Below are 18,055 nucleotides of genomic sequence, written 5' to 3'. Positions count from 1 at the left end.
CGTGCCGCACGTCGTCACCCAGTCCTGCGTGGGCGACGGCTCGTGCGTCTACGCCTGCCCGGTCAACTGCATCCAGCCGACCCCGGACGATCCTGCGTTCGAGCTCGCCGAGATGCTCCACGTCGACCCGACGACGTGCGTCGACTGCGGGGCGTGCACGACCGCGTGCCCCGTCGACGCGATCAAGCCGCACACGCGGCTGACCGAGGAGGAGCGGGCCTTCGAGGTCATCAACGCCTCCTACCACGCGCAGGCCCGCGGGCCGCGCGCGAAGATGGCCCCGGTCCGCCCGGTGCTCGAGGTGCGCGACCGCGGCGAGGCGCTGCGGGTCGCGATCGTCGGCTCGGGGCCGGCCGCGATGTACGCGGCCGAGGAGGTCCTCACGGTGCCGGGCGCGCAGGTGTCCGTCTACGAGCGGATGCCCACCCCGTACGGCCTCGTCCGCACCGGCGTCGCGCCGGACCACCGGCGCACCCGCCGGGTCAGCCGCCAGCTCGACGCCGTGCGCCGCCACCCCGGTCTCACGATGCACCTCGGGGTCGAGATCGGCCGCGACGTCACGCACGAGGCGCTCCTGCGCACCCACCACGCCGTGATCTACGCCGTCGGCGCCGCGGTCGACCGGCGGCTCGACATCCCCGGCGCGGACCTGCCGGGCGCGATGACCGCGACGCAGATCGTCGGCTGGTACACCGGCCATCCCGACCACGCCGAGCGCGCGGTCGACCTGTCCGCCCGGCGCGCCGTGGTGATCGGCAACGGCAACGTGGCGCTCGACATCGCCCGGATCCTCACGATGGACCCCGAGGCGCTCGTCGACAGCGAGGTCGCCCCCGCGGCGCTGCGGGCGCTGCGCGCCAGCCGCATCGAGGAGGTCGTCGTGGTCGCACGGCGGGGCCCGGAGCGCAGCGCGTTCACGCTGCCCGAGCTCGTCGGCCTGCGCGGCACCCCCGGCGTCGCGCTGCACGTCCTGCCCGAGGACCTCGCCGGCGCCCCCGACGGCGACCCGAAGATCGAGCTGCTGCGCGACCTCGCGCCCGACGCGTCCGGTCGCCGGGTGACGCTGCGCTACGGCCTCACCCCCGTCGCGGTCCGTGGGGACGCCGGGAGCGTGTCGGCCGTGAACTTCGACCGCACCGGCGGTGGCGGCACGGAGACGATCGACGCGGGCCTGCTCGTGACCTCGATCGGCTACCGCGGCACGCCGCTGGGCCAGCTGCCGTTCGACGACGCGCGCGGCGTCGTGCCCAACGAGGACGGTCGGGTCGTCGACCCGGCGACCGGCGCGGCCGTCCCCGGCACGTACGTCGCGGGCTGGATCAAGCGCGGCCCGAGCGGCTTCATCGGCACCAACCGCGGGTGCTCGCAGGACACCGTCGCCGCGCTCGTCGCCGACTACAACGCGGGCCGGCTCGTCCCGCCGCCCGACGCGCCCCGCGGCGCGGGTCCGGGCCGCGGCGCGGCCGGGACGCGGCCGCGCGGGCTGCTGCGCGTCGCCCGCGGCCGCTGAGCGCCGCCCGGCGGTCAGGGCGCGTCGATCGCGATGCGCCCGTCCGCCGGGAAGACGACGTCGAGCAGCCGGTCGTCGTGGACGACGCCGACGTGGGCGTCCGGCCCGAGCGCCCGCAGCCGGGCGCGGGCCGCGGGTCCGAGGCGCAGCTCGACGCGCCCGTCGGCGGTCGTCTCGATCGCGGTCACGTCGGCACCGGTCGCCACGGGCCGGTCGGCGCGGACCGCGACGTGGCAGGGCCGCCCGCCGATCCGCCCGACGGTCCGCAGGACGCGACGCCCCGGCTCCCGGTCGGCGGCGCGCTCGGGCGTGTCGCACAGGGCGGGCGGATCGGCGCGTGCCCAGTCGAGCACGACGAGCGCGTCGCGCTCCAGCGAGGCGGGAGCCGTCGGCTCCTCGTCCCCGCACCCGGCCGCCACGAGCGCCGTCGCGAGCGCGGGCAGCAGGAGACGGCAGACGCGGCGCAGGTCGGTGGCCGGGGACGGCATCCCCGGCACGGTACGACCTGCTGGCGGTCAGCGCTTCCAGCCGGTGGCGCGGCGGCGCAGCTGCAGGATGCGCGCCCCGGCGGCGATCGCGACGATCGCTCCGCCGGCGATGGCGGCGCCGAGCAGCGCGACGCCGACCGGCAGGTCGGTCTCCATCCAGAGGAACTGGACGGGGACGCGGTCGAGGTTCTGCAGGATGAAGACGAGCAGGAACGCGAGCACGACGCCGCCCAGGACGGCGAACCACATCGCGGCGCTCGTCCGCGAGCCCGTCGGCTTCTCCAGGACCGGCTGGTCCGGGGTGTCCGCGTCGGCTCGGGGAGTGGGGATCGTCTCGGTGCTCATGACACCAGAGTGGTTCCCGGTTGCACCCGCAAGCAACCGCGGGCGGCGGCGCGCCAGCCGGTCTCGGCGCGGGAACACTCCCGTCGGGTCGCGGGCGTCAGAACAACGCGATCTGCGCCGGCGGCCCTGCCGGGCGCGCACGCTCGGCCCGCGCGGCGCGCGCGGCCTCGTCGAACCGCGACGGCGGCGGACCACCGGGACGGTGCAGCAGCCCGGCGACCCGCCGCTGCTCGACCTCGGGGACGTGGGCCGAGCGGGCGTAGAGCTCCTCGTAGCGGTCCACGAGGTCCGGGCGGGCGGTGCGCAGCCAGTCGAGGAAGACGCCGCGCGTCTCGCCGCGCAGGTACAGCGCGATCCCGCCGACGCTCACCGCGCCCGCAGCCGTCGCGGCGTCGAGGATCGCCTCGACCTGGCGCGGGTCGTCGTTGATCCCCGGCATCAGCGGCGCGACGAGGATGCCGCACGGCACCCCGGCGGCGTTGAGCGCGGCGATCGCCTCCAGACGGGCGCGCGGGTTCGGGGTCCGCGGCTCGGTCGCCCGCCAGGCGCGCTCGTCGAGCGTCGGCACCGACAGGTTCGCGGAGAACCGCCCGTCGGCCGCCATCGGCGCGAGCAGGTCGAGGTCACGGAGCACGAGCGGCGACTTCGTCAGCACCGAGCACGGCGTCCGTGACGCCCCGAGGGCGGCGAGCACGTCGCGCGTCAGCCGATAGCGGCCCTCGACCCACTGGTACGGGTCGGTGTTCGTGCCCAGCGCGACGTGCTCCCGCGCCCACGACGGGCGCGCGAGCTCCGCCCGGACGAGCTCGGGGACGTTCACCTTCACGACGATCTCGCGGTCGAAGTCGCGTCCGGCGTCGAAGCCCAGGTAGGTGTGCGTCGGGCGGGCGAAGCAGTAGACGCACGCGTGCGCGCAGCCGCGGTACGGGTTGACCGTCCAGCGGAACGGCATCCGCGACCCGGCGGGCACGCGGTTGAGCGCCGAGCGGGCCCGCACCTCGTGGAAGCGCGTGTCGAGCGCCTCGGGCGCGTCGAACCGGCGCACGACGGCATCGTCGAGCGTCCCTGGGAGCGTGGGGCGGGCGGCGTCGACGTCGAGGCGGAGAGCGGACCAGCGCACGAACACATGTTCGCATACGCGGTTGACGGCGCCGGACGGTTCGGGCACCCTGCGGGCCATGAGCGCGCCGGGGACCGCCGCCACCCTCGATCGCCCGTGGGCACGCGCGGGAGCCGGGCTCGCCGCGGCGGCCTGCGCGCTCGCGCTCGCCGCGTGCGGTGGCGGCGGCGGGGACGGCGAGCAGGGCAGCACCGCACCGGTGCGGCTCGGCATCGTCGGCGAGGCGATCGACGAGTCCTTCCGCGCGGTCGCCCGGACCGTCGGGCGACCCGGTGTCCCGGACAGCGGCGTGGCGGTCATGGACTTCACCGGGCGCTCCGTCGCCGACGACGCCGGCCTGCGCGACTCTGCGAGCCGCACGCGCAACGCGGTGACCGACAGCGACATCGTCGTCTCGGTCGACGGCCGCCCTGCGACCGAGGAGCTGCTCGCCGGCGCCGACACGACGAAGGCGCCCGGCGACGTCGCGACGCTCGTCGTCGTGGACCCCGAGGGCCGGCGCCGCACCGTCGAGGTCCCCTACGTGCAGGACGAGGAGATCGAGGGCGGGTTCGTCGGCGGCTGAGCGCGCGGCGCGCCCGGCTCAGCGCACCCGGCCGGTCGCCGGGATCGACCGGGTGTTGACGTTCCCCGCGCCGTCGGTCACCGACGTCACGATCCGCAGCGTCGCGAAGCGGGCCTTCTTGCGGCGCGCGCTGCGCTGCAGGGCGCGCAGGACCGCGGGCCGCAGCGGCAGCACGATCGAGGTCTGCTTGCGGGCGCCCACCGTGAACGTCGTCCGGGCGAGCGTCGGGCCGCCGCCGGCGCGCGTCAGCTTCGCGGTCCCGGTGCAGCCGGCGGCCGGACCGGCGACGCAGCGCACGAGCGCGCGGGCGGCGCGGCGGTTCAGCGTCCCGGTGACGAGCCGGTAGTCCTGCCCGGCGCAGCGACCGCCGGGCAGGGTGTCGACCGCGACGGCGGGCAGGTCGCCCGCGTACACGCAGCCCTCGGTCGACCAGCCCAGGCGCGTGCCGTCGAAGTCGACGCCGGTGACGGAGTCGACGACCGGCGTCACCGGATGGCCGACACCGGCCAGGTCGGTGACGAACAGCCGGCTGCTGCGGCGGTCGAGCTCGCGGCCGTAGACGATCCGGTCGGCGGCGATGCGCAGGTTGAACGGCGTCACGTCCGGCACGATCACGTGCAGGGTCGGGTCGGCGACCGACGCCCAGGCGAGGTCCAGGACGGGGTCGCTGCCGGTCGCGGCCGGGTTGGCGGTGAGGACCGCGAGGGTGCCGTCGGCCTGCAGGTCGAAGCCGAAGCCGTAGCCGATCGGCGGCACCGTGGGCACGTCGACCCCGTAGACGGGCGTGCCGGTCGCCGCGTCGGCGACGACGATGCGGGCCAGTGCGCCACCGGTGGTGCTCGCCGAGCGGTAGGCGACGTACGGGCCCGCCGTCGCGAGCTCGGCGCTGCCCTGTGGCGCGAGCGCCGTCGGGTCGCCGCCGGCCGCGAGGTCGTAGCCGCGCACCGAGGTCGGTCGCTGACCTTCCGCGACGAGGTCCTCCGAGGTCACGAGCCGGTCCCCGTCGAGGTCCATCGCGGTCGCGCGGACCGCGTCGGCTCCGTCGCCCGCGACGCGCACGAGCGGCCCGCCGGGCGGCCCGGCGACGACCTGCTCGCGGGTCGTGTAGCCGTCGGGGTCGACGGCGACCCCCTCGCCGAAGCCCCAGGCCAGGCGCGTCGGCGAGCCCTCCAGGCCGAACGTGAACGCCTCGCCGCCCTCCGGGAACGCGGGCGTGCGGGCGAGGGTGCGCGGCGCGCCGCCCGCGACGACGGCCCGCAGCCGCTGCGGTCGCGTGCCCGCCGCCCAGGCGACGGTGTCGCCGGCGAAGACCGGCCCGTCGAGGATCTGCTGGTCGGCCGCGACCGAGGTGATCGGGGCGGCGTGCACCGCGGGAGCGGCGGCGAGGAGGGTGGCGGCCGACAGGACGGCGGACGGTGTGCGCATGCTCCCCCAACGGCGCAGCCCGGCCCGAGTTACGGCGCATCGCCCCCGCAACGACGAGGACCCCGCGCCGCGGGGTCCCGAGCAAGCCCTCTAGCGGACTCGAACCGCTGACCCCTTCCTTACCATGGAAGTGCTCTACCAGCTGAGCTAAGAGGGCGTGCGCGAGGGAGCGTAGCAGCGGGCCGGTCGGGCATGCTTGGTCGACCGTGCCGTTCGATCCGACCTCGCTCAACCCCGCGCTGGACGACGTCCACCACTGCCCCCGGTGCGGCGCGCCCGATCCGCAGGTGGACCATCCCCGCTCGATCCGCTGCGGCGCCTGCGGCTACCTGGCGTACTACAACCCCAAGCCGGTCGCGTCCGCGATCCCGCGGACCGCGGACGGGCGGATCTGGCTGCTGAAGCGGGGCTTCGACCCGGGCCGGGGGCGCTGGACGTTCCCCGGCGGGTTCGTCGACCTCGGCGAGTCCGTCGAGGACGCGGCGCACCGCGAGACGCGCGAGGAGCTCGACGTGGCGATCACGCTCGGCCCGCTCGTGGGGATCTACTCGCAGCCGACCGACCGGGTGATCCTGATCGTCTACGCCGCGCGCACGGACGAGACGCCGCGCACGACGCCCGAGGCGACCGAGGTCCGCGCCTTCGCGCCCGACGAGGTCCCGTGGGAGGACCTCGCGTTCTGGTCGACCGAGCAGGCGCTGCGCGACCTCCTCGACGGCCCTCAGGGCTCGACGAGCCCGCGCCGGATCGCGTAGCGCGTCAGCTCGACCCGGTCCCGCATCCCGAGCTTCGCGAGCACGTTCTCGCGATGGCGCTCGACCGTCCGCACGCTGATCGTCAGGGCCGCCGCGATCTGCTCGTTCGTGTGCGCCTCGGCGACGAGCTTCACGACCTCCTGCTCGCGCGGCGTGAGGACCTCGGCGTCGTCGCGCTCGCCCGCCGCCACGGCGGCGAGGTGCTCGCGCAGCAGCGCCCGGACGGCGGGCGGATAGAGGAACGGCTCGCCGCGCAGCGCGCTGCGGCACGCGTCGAGCAGGTCGCGGTCCGCCGCGGACTTCAGGACGTAGCCCGCGGCCCCGATCCGCAGCGCCTGGAAGAAGTACTGGTCGTCCTCGTGCATCGACAGCATGAGGATCGGCAGGCCCGGCCGGTGGGCCAGGATCTCGCGCGCGGCGTGCAGGCCGGTGCGGCGGGGCATCGAGACGTCGAGGATCGCGAGGTCGACCGTGGCCGCACGCGCGGCCGTCACCGCCTCGACGCCGTCGTCCGCCTCGGCGACCACGCGCAGATCGGGCGCCGCGTCGAGCATCAGCCGCAGCCCGTCGCGCATGAGCCGGTGGTCGTCGGCGACGAGCACGCCCGCCACGAGCGGCACGGTCACCGCGGGACCTCCAGCCGGACGGTGGTACCCACGCCCTGCGGGCCGCGTCCGACGGCGAGGCGGCCGCCGACGAGCAGCGCGCGCTCGCGCATCCCCTGGCGGCCGCTGCCCGCCGGCGCGTCGCCGACGCCGCGCCCGTCGTCGCGGACCTCGAGGACGAGGCGGCCCGGATCGACCGCGAGGACGAGGTCGACCGTGGCCGCGTCGGCGTGGCGCACCACGTTGGCGAGCGCCTCCTGCGCGACGCGGTAGACGACGAGCTCGACCTCCGGCGTGAGCGGGGGGAGCTGGGCGGCGAGCGCGCGCCGCACGGGGACACCGGTGCGCTCGGTGACCCCGGAGGCCAACGCGACGAGCGCGGCCCGCAGTCCGAAGTCCTCGAGCGCCTCGGGGCGCAGGCCGCGCATGATCTCCCGCACGGCGTCGGATCCGCCGTGGGCGGCCTCCCGCAGCGCCGTCACGCGGGCCTCAAGCGCGGGGCCGTCGAGCCGCTCGGCGCCCTGCAGCTGCAGGGTCATCGCGGTGAGGAGCTGCGCGACCTCGTCGTGCAGCTCGCGGGCGAGCCGCGCGCGCTCGGCCTCCTGCGCGTCGATCGCCAGGCGGGTCGCCCGTCGCCGTTCGTCCTCCAGGCGGGTGAGCATCGCGTCGAACGCGGCGGCGAGGTCCGCGACCTCCCGAGCGGTGCCGGGACCGGCACCGGGCACCGGGGCGTGGGTGCCGCTGGCCGGGTCGGCGCGCCCCATCAGCTCCGCGAGCAGCCGCAGCGGCGCGAGCGCCCGGCGCGTCATCACCGTGGTCAGCGTCAGCAGGGCGGTCGCGCCGAGCAGCAGGATCGCGACCTCGGCCGTGGTCGTGCTGCGACTGACGGTCGCCGGGGACACGACCAGCAGCGCCACCGCGAGGAACACGAGGGCGGCGTCGACGAGCACGACGCGCTGCAGCAGCGACATGGGTGCATCATCGCGAGGCCGGCCCGCCGGCGGGATGGGAGCGCGCCCCCATACCGGTGGCGCCCGCGTCCCGGGAGCCTCGTCGGCATGAGCATCCTGGTCTGGACGATGATGGGCATCGGCTTCTGGCACTTCGCGGTCCTCGTGCCCGACCGCTTCCGGGGCGGCATCATCGGCGCGTTCTTCACCGCGATCGCCGGCGCGATCGCCTCCGGGCTGCTGCTGCCCACGCCGGGACTGCCGGCCGACAACCCGCCCGGGGTCGACGAGGCGCTGTACGCGATCCCTGGATCGCTGCTCGCGCTCGCGGCGTCGTGGTGGAGCGGTGCGCGACGCGAGCCCCAGCGTGCCGCGGACCTCGCGGCGGAGCTGGCCGCCGAGGAGCTGCACGAGCGCTCCAGGAGTGCGGCGTAGCGTGAGGGTCCCACCGGCCGGGTGCTTGCGCATCCGACCGGCGGGCCCTCACGATCCCGGACGGGGCGACCGAGGGGGTTTCAGTCGCCCGGGGGCAGGGTTCGTCCGGTCACGCACAGACCATCCTGCCCACTCTCCCCCACGTCAGACACCGGACGGGAGTGCGGTCCGCAGGATGAGCTGCGACTCCTCGATCGGAGGAGGTCCATCTCCCCCGACGGGAGGACCCTATCCGAGAATCCGGTGCATCGCCAGTGGCGCCGACGCGCCACCGACGGAGCCGGGCCGGAGGGGAACGGCGGGGCTACTCGAGGAGGCCGCGGCGCATCGCCTCGGCCACGGCGGCCGCCCGGTCGGAGACGCCGAGCTTCTCGTAGAGGCTCTTGAGGTGCGTCTTGACCGTGCTCTGGCTCAGGTGCAGCTGCTCGCCGATCGCGGGGGCGCTGTAGCCCCCGGCGGTGAGGACGAGGATCTCGTGCTCTCGCGGCGTCAGCGCGGGGCGCTCCTCGCGCTCGCGCATGACGATCTCGGTCGCCAGGCCGGCCTGCACCTCGGCGCTGAGGACGACCTCGCCGCGGGCGACGGCGGCGACCGCGTCGCAGATCCGCTCGCGCGAGGACTCCTTGGAGAGGTACGCGCCCGCACCCGCCGCGACCGCGCGGTACACGGTCTCGCTGTCGAGGTGCGCGCTGAGCAGCACCACGCGCGTCGGCAGCCCGTCGCGCTTGATCGCGTTGAGGATCTCCGGCCCCTGGAGGCCCGGCATGTGCACGTCGAGGACCGCGACGGTCGGGAGGATCTCCTGGATCGCGGCGAGCGCCTCGCGCCCGTCGGCCCCCTCGCCCACGAGCTCGAACTCCGGCCGCGCCTTCACCGCACGGGCCACCCCCTCCCGGTACACGGGATGGTCGTCGGCGACGTAGACGGTGGTCCGTTGACTCACTGCGCGTTCCCCTCAGCCCCGCAGCAGGCGGGGCATTTGTCGGATCAGCGCAGTCTATCCCGCGCGCGCCACGCGAACCGCGGCCGAGCAGATCTCCCGCCGGGTGGCGGTCTTGCTCAGCGTGGCGGCCGCGCCGGCGGCCAGCGCCAGCCCGCGGACGACGTCGTCCATCCCGGCGCTGATCACGACCGCCCGCGTCCGCGTCCCGGGCTCGTCACGCAGGCGCCGGCAGATCGTGAGGCCGTCGACGCCGGGCATCCGCACGTCCAGGACCGCGACGTCCGGGCGCAGGGCCTCGATCGCCGCGAGGCCGGCCTCGCCGCCGTCGCACTCCCCCACGAGCACGAGCTCGTCGTGGGCGTCGATCGCGCGGGCGATGCCGCGGCGGTAGGGCGTCGAGTCGTCGACGAGCACGACGGTGTACGGGCGACCGGGGCGCATCCCTCCCGAGGATGCGCCCGGGCGGTTCCCGGCTCCATCATCGCGGCGGACGAGCGGCCCGCCGGACCTCCGCCACGATCGGAGGAGCGCCCCTGTCCGATCGGACGAGGGCGCGCCTACGTCGGAGCGCCGGGCGCCCCGTACGACGGTCAGCCGCCGAGCGCCCCGCTCCCCGGCTCGACCTTCTCGAGGTCGACGACGAACACGAGCGTCTCGTTCGGGAGGATGTCCGGCGGGGACCCCGCCTCGCCGTAGCCCTGCGCGGGCGGGATGACGAGCAGGCGGCGGCCGCCCGGCTTCATCCCGACGATCCCCTGGTCCCAGCCCTGGATGACCTGGCCCTGGCCGAGCGGGAACGTGAACGGCTCACCGCCGCGGTCCCAGCTCGCGTCGAACTGCTTGCCGGTGGAGAACGACACGCCGACGTACTGCATCGAGAGCGTGTCGCCCGCCTTGGCGGCCTCGCCCTTGCCGACGACGATGTCCTTCTGCACCAGGGCCGGCGGCGGGTCGCCCTTCGGCTTGGCGATCTCCGGCTTCTTCGAGGTGTCGGTCGAGATCTCCCCGACGTCGACGTCCGCGGCGGGCGCCGCGGCCTCGGTGGTCTCCCCCGCGACGGGCTCGTCGCTGATGTCCTCGTTCGTGCGCTCCTCCCCGCAGGCGGCCAGCGCGAACGTCATCAGCGCGGCGGCGAGCAGGGCGCTCAGCTTGGTCGGCGTCATAGAGGCGGCAATCTAGCGCGTGCGATGCTGCGCCGAGCCGTGTCCACGCCCGACGCCCACCCCACCGCCGCCGCGATCCGCGCCGCCGGGCTCTCGCGCGGGCGGCGCCTGCGCGCGACCGCGCCCGCCATCGCGCAGACCGCGATCGCGGCCGCGCTCGCCTGGTTCGCGGCCACCGAGCTGGTCGGGCACCCCGCGCCGTTCTTCGCGCCGGTCTCCGCGATCATCGCGCTCGGGATCGTCGTGGGGCAGCGCGCGCGGCGCGCGGCCGAGCTGACGCTCGGCGTCGCCGTCGGGGTCGCGGTGGCCGACGCCCTCGTGATCCTGCTCGGCTCCGGCACCCTGCAGATCGCGCTGGTCGTGGCGATCGCGATGCTCAGCGCGGTCGCGCTCGGCGGCACGCGCCTGGTCGTGGGCCAGGCCGCCTCGAGCGCCGTGCTCGTCGCCACGATCGACGTGCCGACCTCGTTCGACGTCGCGCGGCCGATCGACGCGCTGGTCGGGGGCGGCGTCGCGGTGCTCGTGCACTACCTGCTCCCGATCGACCCGGTGCGCCTGGCGCGGCGGCACGCCGGACCACTGCTCGACCGCTTCGCGCTCGCGCTGGACGAGGTCGCCGCCGCGCTCGATCGCGCCGACCACGACGCCGCCGTCGAGGCGCTCGTCGCGATGCGGGACCTCGAGGGGGCCGTCACCGCGTTCGGCGAGGCGACGGTGAGCGGGGTCGAGACCGCGCGCTACTCGCCGCTGCGGCGACGCGAGCGGACCGTCGTGAAGCGCTACGCGATCGCCGCCCCGGAGATCGACCTGGCGGTGCGCAACGCGCGCGTGCTCGCCCGCGGCGTCGTGCGCGCAGCCGACCTCGAGGCGCACATCCCGCCGGAGGCGCCCGGCGGAGTGCGCGACCTCGCCGCTGCGGTCCGTGCGCTGCGCGCGGCGCTCGAGGACCCGGCGCTCGTCGTCGATGCGCGCGGCACCGCACTGCAGGCCGCCGCCGGGGCGACCCTCGCGCTCGAACGGACCTCGAACCTCAGCGTGAGCGTCATCATCGGGCAGGTGCGATCGATCGCGACCGACCTCCTGCGCGCGCTGGGCACCACCCAGGACGCCGCCGCCGACGCCATCCGACAGGCCGCCGCCGGAGCGGCCGCCGCCGAGGCCCACCGATGACCCCGAGGACCTACGTGGCCTCGCCGCTGGGGTTCACCGAGGCCGGCCGCGCCTACTACGCGCAGACCCTGCTGCCGACCCTCGCGACCGTCGTCGAGGTCGTCGACCCGTGGGCCCTCACCGCCCCCGAGGAGGTCGAGCGCCTGCAGGCCGCCGGCCGCCACGCCGAGCTCAACACCCTCATCGGGGCGCGCAACGCCGAGGCGATCCGCTCGTGCACGCGGCTCGTCGCCGTCCTCGACGGGCAGGAGCCCGACGCGGGCACGTGCGCGGAGATCGGGTACGCCGCCGGCCTGGGCCTGCGCATCGACGGGCTGCGGACCGACTGGCGCGAGGCCGGCGAGGCCGGCGCGACCGTGAACCTGCAGGTCCAGTACTTCGTCGAGGCCTCCGGTGGCCGGATCGCCGACTCGCTCGACGCCCTCGTGGCGCTCCTGCGAGACGGGGTCTAGGACGACGACGGCCCGCGCTGTGCAGCGCGGGCCGTGTGCAGGTGGCGGGACCAGGATTCGAACCTGGGAACTCAGAGAGGCAGCGTTTACAGCGCTGTGCGTTTGACCGCTTCGCTATCCCGCCGGGGCTGCGGAGTCTAGCGACTACGCGCCGGAGGCGGCAGCGAAGGGGCGCCCAGGGTCGATCTCGAACTCGGCGTACTTGTCCGCGCTCACGACGATCGACGTCGCGCCACCGACGCGCGACGCCGGGATGCACCAGCGCCGTCCCGTCCCGACCAGGACGAACAGCAGGTCGCATCGCGTCGGATCGAATCGCGACGTGATCCGGTTCCAGCTCTGATTCCCCCCGCGGGTGCAGACCGTCACCACGTGACGGCCATCGACGATCTGCGTCGACGTCTTCACCTGGACACGGAGCGGCACACCGTCCGCGAGGACGATCAGGTCGACGTCGGGGCTGTGGGTGATCGGGACGAAGACCGTCTGACCGCGGTGCGTGAACCACTCGATGGCCGACACCTCGCCGATGTCTCCCTGCTGCCGGGGCCCCATGGGGAGAACATACGTTCGACCCCGGACGGGACGTCTAGGTGGCTGCGAGCAGCTCGTCGATCTGATCGGTCGGGATGTCGCCCGAGTCGAACTTGCCGACCACGCGGCCTTCGCGGTCCAGCAGGTACTTGTTGAAGTTCCAGGACGGCTGCTCGCCGGTGGCGGCCGCCAGGCGCTTGAACAGCGGCGCCGCGTCGTCCCCGGTCACCGCGGTCTTCGCGAACATCGGGAACTCGACGCCGAAGTTCTTCTCGCAGACCTCCCTGATGGCCTGCGCGTCGTCGAGCTCCTGGTCGAAGGAGTCCGACGGGAAGCCGAGGATCGTGAACCCCCGGTCCTTGCGCGCCGCGTAGAGCTCCTGCAGGTCCGCGAACTGCCCGGTGAAGCCGCACTGCGACGCCGTGTTCACCACGAGGACGACGTCGCCACGGTAGTCGGCGAGGTCGTCGCGGCCGCCGGTCAGGCGCTCGGCCGTCCCGGTGAGGACCGACGACCCCTTCGCGGCGGGCGCGGACCGCTCCGGCGCGGTGCCGGCCGCCGGCGTCGCGACGACCGTCGGCGAGGACGACCGCTCGGTCGTCGTGTCCTCGGACGAGCCACAGCCGGCGAGGCCGAGCAGCACGACGGCGCCTGCGCAGAGACGGGAACGCATGTCCCGTTCTACGCAGGCGCGTCAGGAATGGCTCAGGAGGCGTCGCGCAGCCGCTGCGCCTCGGGCAGCGACTCGAGCTTCTTCAGCGTGTGGTTCTCGATCTGGCGGATCCGCTCGCGCGTCACGTTGAACGCCCGGCCGACCTCCTCCAGCGTGCGCGGCCGGCCACCGGTGAGGCCGAACCGCATCTCGATGACCTCGCGCTCCCGCTGCGGCAGCGCCGCGAGCGCGCGGTGCACGTTCTCCTTGCGGAGGTTCTCCGACGCGAGCTCGAACGGGGACTCCGCGTTCTGGTCCTCGACGAAGTCGCCGAGCTCGGACTCCTCCTCCTCGCCGATCGGCTTCTCCAGCGAGATCGGCTGCTGGCTCATCCGCAGGATGTCGCGGACCTCGCGCGCGGTGCACTCGAGCTCCTTGGCGATCTCCTCCGGCGAGGGCTCGCGGCCGAGCGACTGCACGAGCTGGCGCTCGACGTGCACGACCTTGTTGAGCTTCTCGACCATGTGGACGGGGATCCGGATCGTCCGGCCCTTGTCCGCGATCGCGCGGGTGACCGCCTGCCGGATCCACCACGTGGCGTAGGTGGAGAACTTGTAGCCCCGGCGGTAGTCGAACTTCTCGACCGCGCGGATGAGCCCGAGCGAGCCCTCCTGGATCAGGTCCAGGAACGTGAGGCCGCGGCCCAGGTAGCCCTTGGCGATCGACACGACGAGGCGCAGGTTCGCCTCGACCATCTGCTGCTTGGCGTCCATGTCGCCGCGCTCGATGCGCTTGGCGAGCGACACCTCCTGCTCGGCGGTCAGCAGCGACACGCGCCCGATCGAGCGCAGGTACAGCCGCAGCGAGTCGAGCGACGGCTCGACCGTCAGGTCGATCTGCGGCTTCTTCGCCGCGCCGCCGTCCCCGCCACCGGCCTTCTGCTCGCGGCGCGCCTCGGCGGCGGCCTCGAGCTTGCCGTTCTCGGAGGTCGCCAGCTTGCCGTCGTTCCCGACGACGGCGATGCCGTGCTCCTCCATCCAGTGGTGGAGCTCCACCACCTGCTCCTTCGTGACCTCGACCTCCTCGAGGCAGCTCGCGATCTGCGCGAAGGTCAGGAGTCCCTTCTCCTGGCCCTCCTTGATGAGCGGCTGCAGCTCGTCCAACTCGTGGATCGGAGCCTCGTCCGCCAGCAGTCCTTCAGTCTTGGTGCTCAACCCTCTTGCCCTCGCTGTCAGGCACTCCGGAGGACCTCCGTCGCCGGAGTCCCTCCCTCTCTCACCTCATGACCAGCAGTGCACCGTGGTGCGGGCCGCGACGTGTGCCGCGAGGGGCTGAGCCTTCTGGGTCCCGTCCTCGTAGAGGGGGTGGCTCGCCAGGCCCCGAGTGATAGCACAGGCTCGGGCCGGACACCCAGACCCTCTACCGTTCAAGGCACATCCCATGAACCACGCCAGCGCAACCAGCCCCGGACCCGACGTCCAGAACCGGGTGCCCACCCTCCACGTCAGCCTCTCGCGCGTCGGCGTGACGGGCGTCGAGAAGATCATCCGACTGGAGCGCGAGGGCGGGCAGCAGCTGTTCTCCGCGGAGCTCGAGTGCTTCGTCGACCTCGGCCCGCGCCAGAAGGGCGCGCACATGAGCCGGTTCGAGGAGGACGTCAACGGCGCGATCGGCGAGGTCATCCTCGGCGACGCCGCCTTCCGGGCCGAGACCCTCGCCGAGCGGATCGCCGAGATCGTCCGCGAGCGCCAGCAGGCGCTACGCGCGGAGGTCACGATCAAGGCGCGCTACCCGGAGGAGAAGCCGGCGCCGGTCTCCGGGATCCGCACGCAGGAGATCTACACGATGCTCGGCGCCGCGGTGGCCAGCGAGCACGGCACCCGCCGGATGATCGGCGTCACCGCCCAGGGGATGACCGCCTGCCCGTGCGCGCAGGAGCTCGTCGCCGCGAAGGCCCGTGAGCGGCTCGGCGCGGACTTCAACGAGGAGGAGATCGAGAAGATCTTCGCCGCGGTCCCGGTCGCCACGCACAACCAGCGCGGCCTCGGCACGCTGCACATCGGCCTGCCCGAGGGCTCGGACGTCGAGCTCGACGCGACGGACCTCGTCGCGATCGTCGAGGAGTCGATGAGCTCGGAGATCTACGAGCTGATGAAGCGCAGCGACGAGGGCACCGTCGTCGAGAAGGCGCACCGCCGGCCCCGCTTCGTCGAGGACTGCGTGCGCGAGGCGATCCGCGGCGTCATCGACCGCTACCCGGACCTGCCCGCCGACGTGTTCGTCTCCTCGCGCCAGGAGAACCTCGAGTCGATCCACCAGCACAACGTCGTCGCGGAGCGCTTCGGCCTCCTCGGCGAGCTGCGCCAGGAGATCGGGTCGGGCGACCACCTGCCGCACCACACGTCGATGCGCGAGTGGCTCGACGGCGCCGGGCGCCCGACGGTCTGAGCGACCGCTACTCCTGCAGCGACGCGCAGCCGGCGAGGACGCCCTTCATCGGGTCGCGCTCGACCCCGACGACGGCGAACTCGCTGGGGTCGCGGAAGATCCGCAGCGCGACCTCGCCCTCCAGCGACGGGCCGTTGCGCCCGTCGAGGGCGAGGACGCGGTAGCCGGTGCCCTCGAGCAGCACCGCCCCGTTCTCGCCCAGCCGGTAGCGCCGCAGCACCCGCGGCGCGAAGCCGTTGGCGAGGTCGGCGCGCAGCGGCCCCAGCAGGTCCGGGCCGCGGACGATCGCGGCGTCGCCCTGCTCGATGCAGCGGGCGAGGTCGTCGCTGACGTCGTCGTGCGTGCGGATGATCGCGAGGACGAGCACGGTGATCGTCACCGCGACGCCGATCGCGACCAGGGCGGCGATGCCCTTCACGCCGCCGCCCTGCCAGCGGGGCCCGTGGCGCGCCGCTCGGCCTCGCCGAGGTGGCGGCGCAGCCCGAAGAAGTAGTCGATGCCGCTGGCCACGGTGATCGCGACGGCCGCGTAGACCCAGATGTCCACCCACAGCGGCGTGGGCGTGCCCATGGCGATGAGGAAGAAGATCGCCTGCACCTGCACGATCGTCTTGGCCTTGCCCCACCAGTTGGCGGCGATGACGACGCCCTGCTGGGTCGCGGCCATGCGCGTGGCGGTGACCGCGAACTCGCGGGCGATGATGACCATCGCGACCCAGGCGGCGAGCCGGTCCAGCGACACGAGCGAGACGAGCGCCGCGACGACGAGCAGCTTGTCGGCGATCGGGTCCATGAGCTTGCCGAACGTCGTGATCTGGCCGCGCGAGCGCGCGAGGTAGCCGTCCATCATGTCGGTGAGCGACGCGAGCGCGAACACGGCGGCCGCGATGTAGTCGCCCCCCTCGGCCTCGGCGAGCAGGGCGACGACGAGCACCGGGACCAGCAGGATCCGGACGACGGTCAGGACGTTGGGGAGGTTCACGGGGAACACGTCCCTGGAGTATCCCCTGCGCCGCATCCCGGTTACCCCTCGGCGACCATCGGGACGGCGCGGGTCCGCGTCACGCCGATCGACGCGGCGACCACGAGCGCGATCGCGGACAGCTCGACCGCGTCGAGCGCCTGGTCCAGGACGAGGAAGCCCGCGAGGGCCGCGACGGCCGGCTCGAGCGACATGAGGACCCCGAAGACGTTCGTCGGGATGCGGCGCAGCGCCTCGGTCTCGAGCGTGTACGGGATGACGCTCGAGAGCACCGCGACGCCGAGCCCGATGAGCAGGAACCCCGGCTCGAGCAGCTGCGTGCCGCCCTGGTGCAGGCCGGGCACCAGCGGTACGAGGAAGGCGACCCCCATGGCCATCGCGAGGCCGCGCGCACCGCCGAAGAGCTCGCCCGCGCGGCGCGCGGCGAGGATGTAGGCGGCCCAGCACGCGGCCGCGATCAGCACGAGGACGAGACCGACGGGGTCGATCCCGTCACCGCCCGGCCGGGCGAGCAGGACGATCCCGGCGCCCGCCACCGCGGCCCACACGAGGTCTAGGCGCCGGCGCGACGTGCGGACCGCGACGCCGAGCGGGCCGAGGAACTCGATCGTGACCGCGATCCCGAGCGGGATCCGGTCGAGCGCCTCGTAGAAGCTGTAGTTCATGCCGCCGAGCATCAGGCCGAGCACGAGCACGAGGCGCAGCTCCTCGCGGCTGTGCCGGCGTGGGTCGGGCCGCCAGATCACGGCCATGATGAGCGCGGCCAGGCCGAGCCGCAGGAACGACGTGCCGCCCGGGCCGATCTCGTCGAAGACGGTCGCGGCGAGCGCGGCCCCGAACTGGATCGACGAGACGGCGAAGAGGACGAGCGTGACCGGGGGCACCCGGTCGAACGGGCTGTCGTGCGGCGCGCTCACGGCGCACCGCACGATGCCACGTCAGGGTGGGCCGGCGCTCAGGCCGCGACGGTGGCGGTCTGCGCCGCCTGCACGAGCGCCGCGAGCTGGGCGACGAGCGCGTCGTGGAGCTCCTCGTCCTGGAGCGCGGGCGCACCGTCGGGCAGGACCGTGTCGATCTGCGCGACGCTGACGGCCTCCTCGAGCGGGCGGGCGCCGGTGATCTTGAGGATCCGCTTGAGGTCGTCGGCGGCCCAGAGCCCGCCGAACTGGCCGGGGCTCTGCGACACGACGGCCACGGGCTTGGACTGCAGCGCCGTCGTGGCGCGCGGCCGGGAGGCCCAGTCGATCGCGTTCTTCAGGACGCCGGAGACCGACGCGTTGTACTCGGGGGTGACGATCACCAGCGCGTCCGCCTCGCGGATCGCGTCCCGGAGGGACTCGACGACGGGGTGGGTCTCGCGAGCGTCGACGTCGGGGTCGTAGAGCGGCAGCTCGCCGAGCCGCGACCAGGTGACGAGCTCGGCACCCGCCGGCAGGGCCGAGCCGGCGAGGGCGAGGAGCCGAGCGCTGTGGGAGCCGGCGCGGAGGCTGCCGGCGAGGCCGAGGACGCGCATG

General features: G+C 74.4%; 23 protein-coding genes and 2 tRNA genes. 7 read left to right on the top strand and 18 right to left on the bottom strand.

Annotated features, from left to right (window positions below; translation table 11 throughout):
* Window position 1: 1 nt before the first annotated feature.
* Window positions 2-1,510, top strand: a complete 1,509-nt coding sequence (locus tag GKE82_RS20020; RefSeq protein WP_309233723.1) for an FAD-dependent oxidoreductase — start codon at window positions 2-4, stop codon at window positions 1,508-1,510.
* A 14-nt stretch (window positions 1,511-1,524) separates the two neighbouring features.
* On the opposite strand, the gene GKE82_RS20015 is transcribed toward GKE82_RS20020, so the two are convergent.
* The 3 genes from GKE82_RS20015 to GKE82_RS20005 form a co-directional block, all read right to left on the bottom strand.
* The gene (locus GKE82_RS20015) at window positions 1,525-1,998 is read right to left on the bottom strand and encodes a hypothetical protein (protein ID WP_154734533.1); all 474 of its coding nucleotides are present in this window, start codon (window positions 1,996-1,998) and stop codon (window positions 1,525-1,527) included.
* Between the two features lie 27 nt (window positions 1,999-2,025).
* Window positions 2,026-2,343, bottom strand: a complete 318-nt coding sequence (locus GKE82_RS20010; RefSeq protein WP_154734532.1) for a lipopolysaccharide assembly protein LapA domain-containing protein — start codon at window positions 2,341-2,343, stop codon at window positions 2,026-2,028.
* Window positions 2,344-2,440: 97 nt separating this feature from the next.
* Entirely contained in the window at window positions 2,441-3,463 is a 1,023-nt protein-coding gene (locus tag GKE82_RS20005; RefSeq protein WP_196189354.1) for a radical SAM protein, read from the bottom strand.
* A gap of 58 nt (window positions 3,464-3,521) precedes the next feature.
* Between GKE82_RS20005 and GKE82_RS20000 the strand changes: the two genes are divergently transcribed.
* Window positions 3,522-4,028, top strand: a complete 507-nt coding sequence (locus GKE82_RS20000; protein WP_196189353.1) for a hypothetical protein — start codon at window positions 3,522-3,524, stop codon at window positions 4,026-4,028.
* An 18-nt stretch (window positions 4,029-4,046) separates the two neighbouring features.
* Here GKE82_RS20000 and GKE82_RS19995 read toward each other — a convergent pair whose 3' ends face one another.
* Both GKE82_RS19995 and GKE82_RS19990 read right to left on the bottom strand, forming a co-directional pair.
* Window positions 4,047-5,453: a hypothetical protein gene (locus GKE82_RS19995; RefSeq protein WP_154734529.1), complete on the bottom strand. Its 1,407-nt coding sequence runs from the start codon at window positions 5,451-5,453 to the stop codon at window positions 4,047-4,049.
* An 84-nt stretch (window positions 5,454-5,537) separates the two neighbouring features.
* Window positions 5,538-5,610 (bottom strand) — tRNA-Thr (locus tag GKE82_RS19990).
* 49 nt (window positions 5,611-5,659) lie between these two features.
* On the opposite strand from GKE82_RS19990, the gene GKE82_RS19985 reads away from it, so the two are divergent.
* Window positions 5,660-6,208 carry an NUDIX hydrolase gene (locus tag GKE82_RS19985; protein WP_154734528.1) on the top strand — a complete coding sequence of 183 codons (549 nt, stop codon included), beginning with the start codon at window positions 5,660-5,662 and terminating at the stop codon, window positions 6,206-6,208.
* Here GKE82_RS19985 and GKE82_RS30975 read toward each other — a convergent pair.
* Both GKE82_RS30975 and GKE82_RS19975 read right to left on the bottom strand, forming a co-directional pair.
* Entirely contained in the window at window positions 6,175-6,834 is a 660-nt protein-coding gene (locus GKE82_RS30975) for a response regulator transcription factor (protein WP_309233722.1), read from the bottom strand. The two genes, GKE82_RS19985 and GKE82_RS30975, sit on opposite strands and share 34 nt — an antisense overlap.
* A complete protein-coding gene (locus GKE82_RS19975; RefSeq protein WP_154734527.1) occupies window positions 6,831-7,784 on the bottom strand; it encodes a sensor histidine kinase in 954 nt (317 codons plus the stop codon). Before GKE82_RS19975 ends, GKE82_RS30975 begins: the two co-directional genes overlap by 4 nt.
* A gap of 87 nt (window positions 7,785-7,871) precedes the next feature.
* On the opposite strand from GKE82_RS19975, the gene GKE82_RS19970 reads away from it, so the two are divergent.
* Window positions 7,872-8,198 carry a hypothetical protein gene (locus tag GKE82_RS19970; protein ID WP_154734526.1) on the top strand — a complete coding sequence of 109 codons (327 nt, stop codon included), beginning with the start codon at window positions 7,872-7,874 and terminating at the stop codon, window positions 8,196-8,198.
* 304 nt (window positions 8,199-8,502) lie between these two features.
* Here the strand turns inward: GKE82_RS19970 and GKE82_RS30970 are convergent, their stop codons facing one another.
* The 3 genes from GKE82_RS30970 to GKE82_RS19955 form a co-directional block, all read right to left on the bottom strand.
* A complete protein-coding gene (locus GKE82_RS30970) occupies window positions 8,503-9,141 on the bottom strand; it encodes a response regulator transcription factor (RefSeq protein WP_107568788.1) in 639 nt (212 codons plus the stop codon).
* Window positions 9,142-9,195: 54 nt separating this feature from the next.
* Complete coding sequence (locus tag GKE82_RS19960; RefSeq protein ID WP_154734525.1) at window positions 9,196-9,582, bottom strand: response regulator transcription factor; 387 nt, start codon at window positions 9,580-9,582, stop codon at window positions 9,196-9,198.
* Window positions 9,583-9,731: 149 nt separating this feature from the next.
* A complete protein-coding gene (locus GKE82_RS19955; RefSeq protein ID WP_375337051.1) occupies window positions 9,732-10,142 on the bottom strand; it encodes an FKBP-type peptidyl-prolyl cis-trans isomerase in 411 nt (136 codons plus the stop codon).
* A 201-nt stretch (window positions 10,143-10,343) separates the two neighbouring features.
* Here GKE82_RS19955 and GKE82_RS19950 point away from each other — a divergent pair, with 201 nt between their 5' ends.
* The gene (locus tag GKE82_RS19950) at window positions 10,344-11,474 is read left to right on the top strand and encodes an aromatic acid exporter family protein (RefSeq protein WP_146175336.1); all 1,131 of its coding nucleotides are present in this window, start codon (window positions 10,344-10,346) and stop codon (window positions 11,472-11,474) included.
* Complete coding sequence (locus GKE82_RS19945) at window positions 11,471-11,926, top strand: nucleoside 2-deoxyribosyltransferase (protein ID WP_154734524.1); 456 nt, start codon at window positions 11,471-11,473, stop codon at window positions 11,924-11,926. Before GKE82_RS19950 ends, GKE82_RS19945 begins: the two co-directional genes overlap by 4 nt.
* A 42-nt stretch (window positions 11,927-11,968) precedes the next feature.
* Here GKE82_RS19945 and GKE82_RS19940 read toward each other — a convergent pair.
* From GKE82_RS19940 to rpoD, 4 genes are all read right to left on the bottom strand, one after another.
* A tRNA-Tyr gene (locus GKE82_RS19940) sits at window positions 11,969-12,050 on the bottom strand.
* Between the two features lie 20 nt (window positions 12,051-12,070).
* Window positions 12,071-12,481, bottom strand: a complete 411-nt coding sequence (locus GKE82_RS19935; RefSeq protein WP_154734523.1) for a group I intron-associated PD-(D/E)XK endonuclease — start codon at window positions 12,479-12,481, stop codon at window positions 12,071-12,073.
* A gap of 34 nt (window positions 12,482-12,515) precedes the next feature.
* Complete coding sequence (locus tag GKE82_RS19930) at window positions 12,516-13,133, bottom strand: glutathione peroxidase (protein ID WP_154734522.1); 618 nt, start codon at window positions 13,131-13,133, stop codon at window positions 12,516-12,518.
* Window positions 13,134-13,165: 32 nt separating this feature from the next.
* Window positions 13,166-14,326 (bottom strand): RNA polymerase sigma factor RpoD, encoded by a 1,161-nt coding sequence (gene rpoD / locus GKE82_RS19925; RefSeq protein WP_196189352.1) that lies wholly within the window; start codon window positions 14,324-14,326, stop codon window positions 13,166-13,168.
* 226 nt (window positions 14,327-14,552) lie between these two features.
* Here rpoD and mptA point away from each other — a divergent pair, with 226 nt between their 5' ends.
* Complete coding sequence (gene mptA / locus GKE82_RS19920) at window positions 14,553-15,560, top strand: GTP cyclohydrolase MptA (protein ID WP_154734521.1); 1,008 nt, start codon at window positions 14,553-14,555, stop codon at window positions 15,558-15,560.
* 7 nt (window positions 15,561-15,567) lie between these two features.
* Here the strand turns inward: mptA and GKE82_RS19915 are convergent, their stop codons facing one another.
* From GKE82_RS19915 to GKE82_RS19900, 4 genes are read right to left on the bottom strand one after another with little or no spacing between them, the layout of a single operon-like run.
* A complete protein-coding gene (locus GKE82_RS19915) occupies window positions 15,568-15,978 on the bottom strand; it encodes a hypothetical protein (protein WP_107568781.1) in 411 nt (136 codons plus the stop codon).
* Window positions 15,975-16,541 carry a CDP-diacylglycerol--glycerol-3-phosphate 3-phosphatidyltransferase gene (gene pgsA, locus GKE82_RS19910; RefSeq protein WP_107569759.1) on the bottom strand — a complete coding sequence of 189 codons (567 nt, stop codon included), beginning with the start codon at window positions 16,539-16,541 and terminating at the stop codon, window positions 15,975-15,977. Before pgsA ends, GKE82_RS19915 begins: the two co-directional genes overlap by 4 nt.
* 41 nt (window positions 16,542-16,582) lie before the next feature.
* Window positions 16,583-17,458, bottom strand: a complete 876-nt coding sequence (locus GKE82_RS19905; RefSeq protein ID WP_309233721.1) for a DMT family transporter — start codon at window positions 17,456-17,458, stop codon at window positions 16,583-16,585.
* Window positions 17,459-17,496: 38 nt separating this feature from the next.
* A complete protein-coding gene (locus GKE82_RS19900) occupies window positions 17,497-18,054 on the bottom strand; it encodes an NADPH-dependent FMN reductase (RefSeq protein ID WP_154734519.1) in 558 nt (185 codons plus the stop codon).
* Between the last annotated feature and the right edge of the window lies 1 nt (window position 18,055).

It is taken from the genome of Conexibacter sp. W3-3-2 (assembly GCF_009707605.1).
Classification (GTDB): domain Bacteria; phylum Actinomycetota; class Thermoleophilia; order Solirubrobacterales; family Solirubrobacteraceae; genus Paraconexibacter; species Paraconexibacter algicola.
Note: the sequence above shows the minus strand (reverse complement) of the source record. Positions and strands in the feature narration are given on the sequence as shown.

Coding starts and splice junctions, on each gene's coding strand:
- GKE82_RS20015 (WP_154734533.1), bottom strand. CDS start 1,998: ATGCCGTCCCCGGCCACCGACCTGCGCCGCGTCTGCCGTCTCCTGCTG.
- GKE82_RS20010 (WP_154734532.1), bottom strand. CDS start 2,343: ATGAGCACCGAGACGATCCCCACTCCCCGAGCCGACGCGGACACCCCG.
- GKE82_RS20000 (WP_196189353.1), top strand. CDS start 3,522: ATGAGCGCGCCGGGGACCGCCGCCACCCTCGATCGCCCGTGGGCACGC.
- GKE82_RS19995 (WP_154734529.1), bottom strand. CDS start 5,453: ATGCGCACACCGTCCGCCGTCCTGTCGGCCGCCACCCTCCTCGCCGCC.
- GKE82_RS19975 (WP_154734527.1), bottom strand. CDS start 7,784: ATGTCGCTGCTGCAGCGCGTCGTGCTCGTCGACGCCGCCCTCGTGTTC.
- GKE82_RS19970 (WP_154734526.1), top strand. CDS start 7,872: ATGAGCATCCTGGTCTGGACGATGATGGGCATCGGCTTCTGGCACTTC.
- GKE82_RS19960 (WP_154734525.1), bottom strand. CDS start 9,582: ATGCGCCCCGGTCGCCCGTACACCGTCGTGCTCGTCGACGACTCGACG.
- GKE82_RS19945 (WP_154734524.1), top strand. CDS start 11,471: ATGACCCCGAGGACCTACGTGGCCTCGCCGCTGGGGTTCACCGAGGCC.
- GKE82_RS19935 (WP_154734523.1), bottom strand. CDS start 12,481: ATGGGGCCCCGGCAGCAGGGAGACATCGGCGAGGTGTCGGCCATCGAG.
- GKE82_RS19930 (WP_154734522.1), bottom strand. CDS start 13,133: ATGCGTTCCCGTCTCTGCGCAGGCGCCGTCGTGCTGCTCGGCCTCGCC.
- mptA (WP_154734521.1), top strand. CDS start 14,553: ATGAACCACGCCAGCGCAACCAGCCCCGGACCCGACGTCCAGAACCGG.
- GKE82_RS19900 (WP_154734519.1), bottom strand. CDS start 18,054: ATGCGCGTCCTCGGCCTCGCCGGCAGCCTCCGCGCCGGCTCCCACAGC.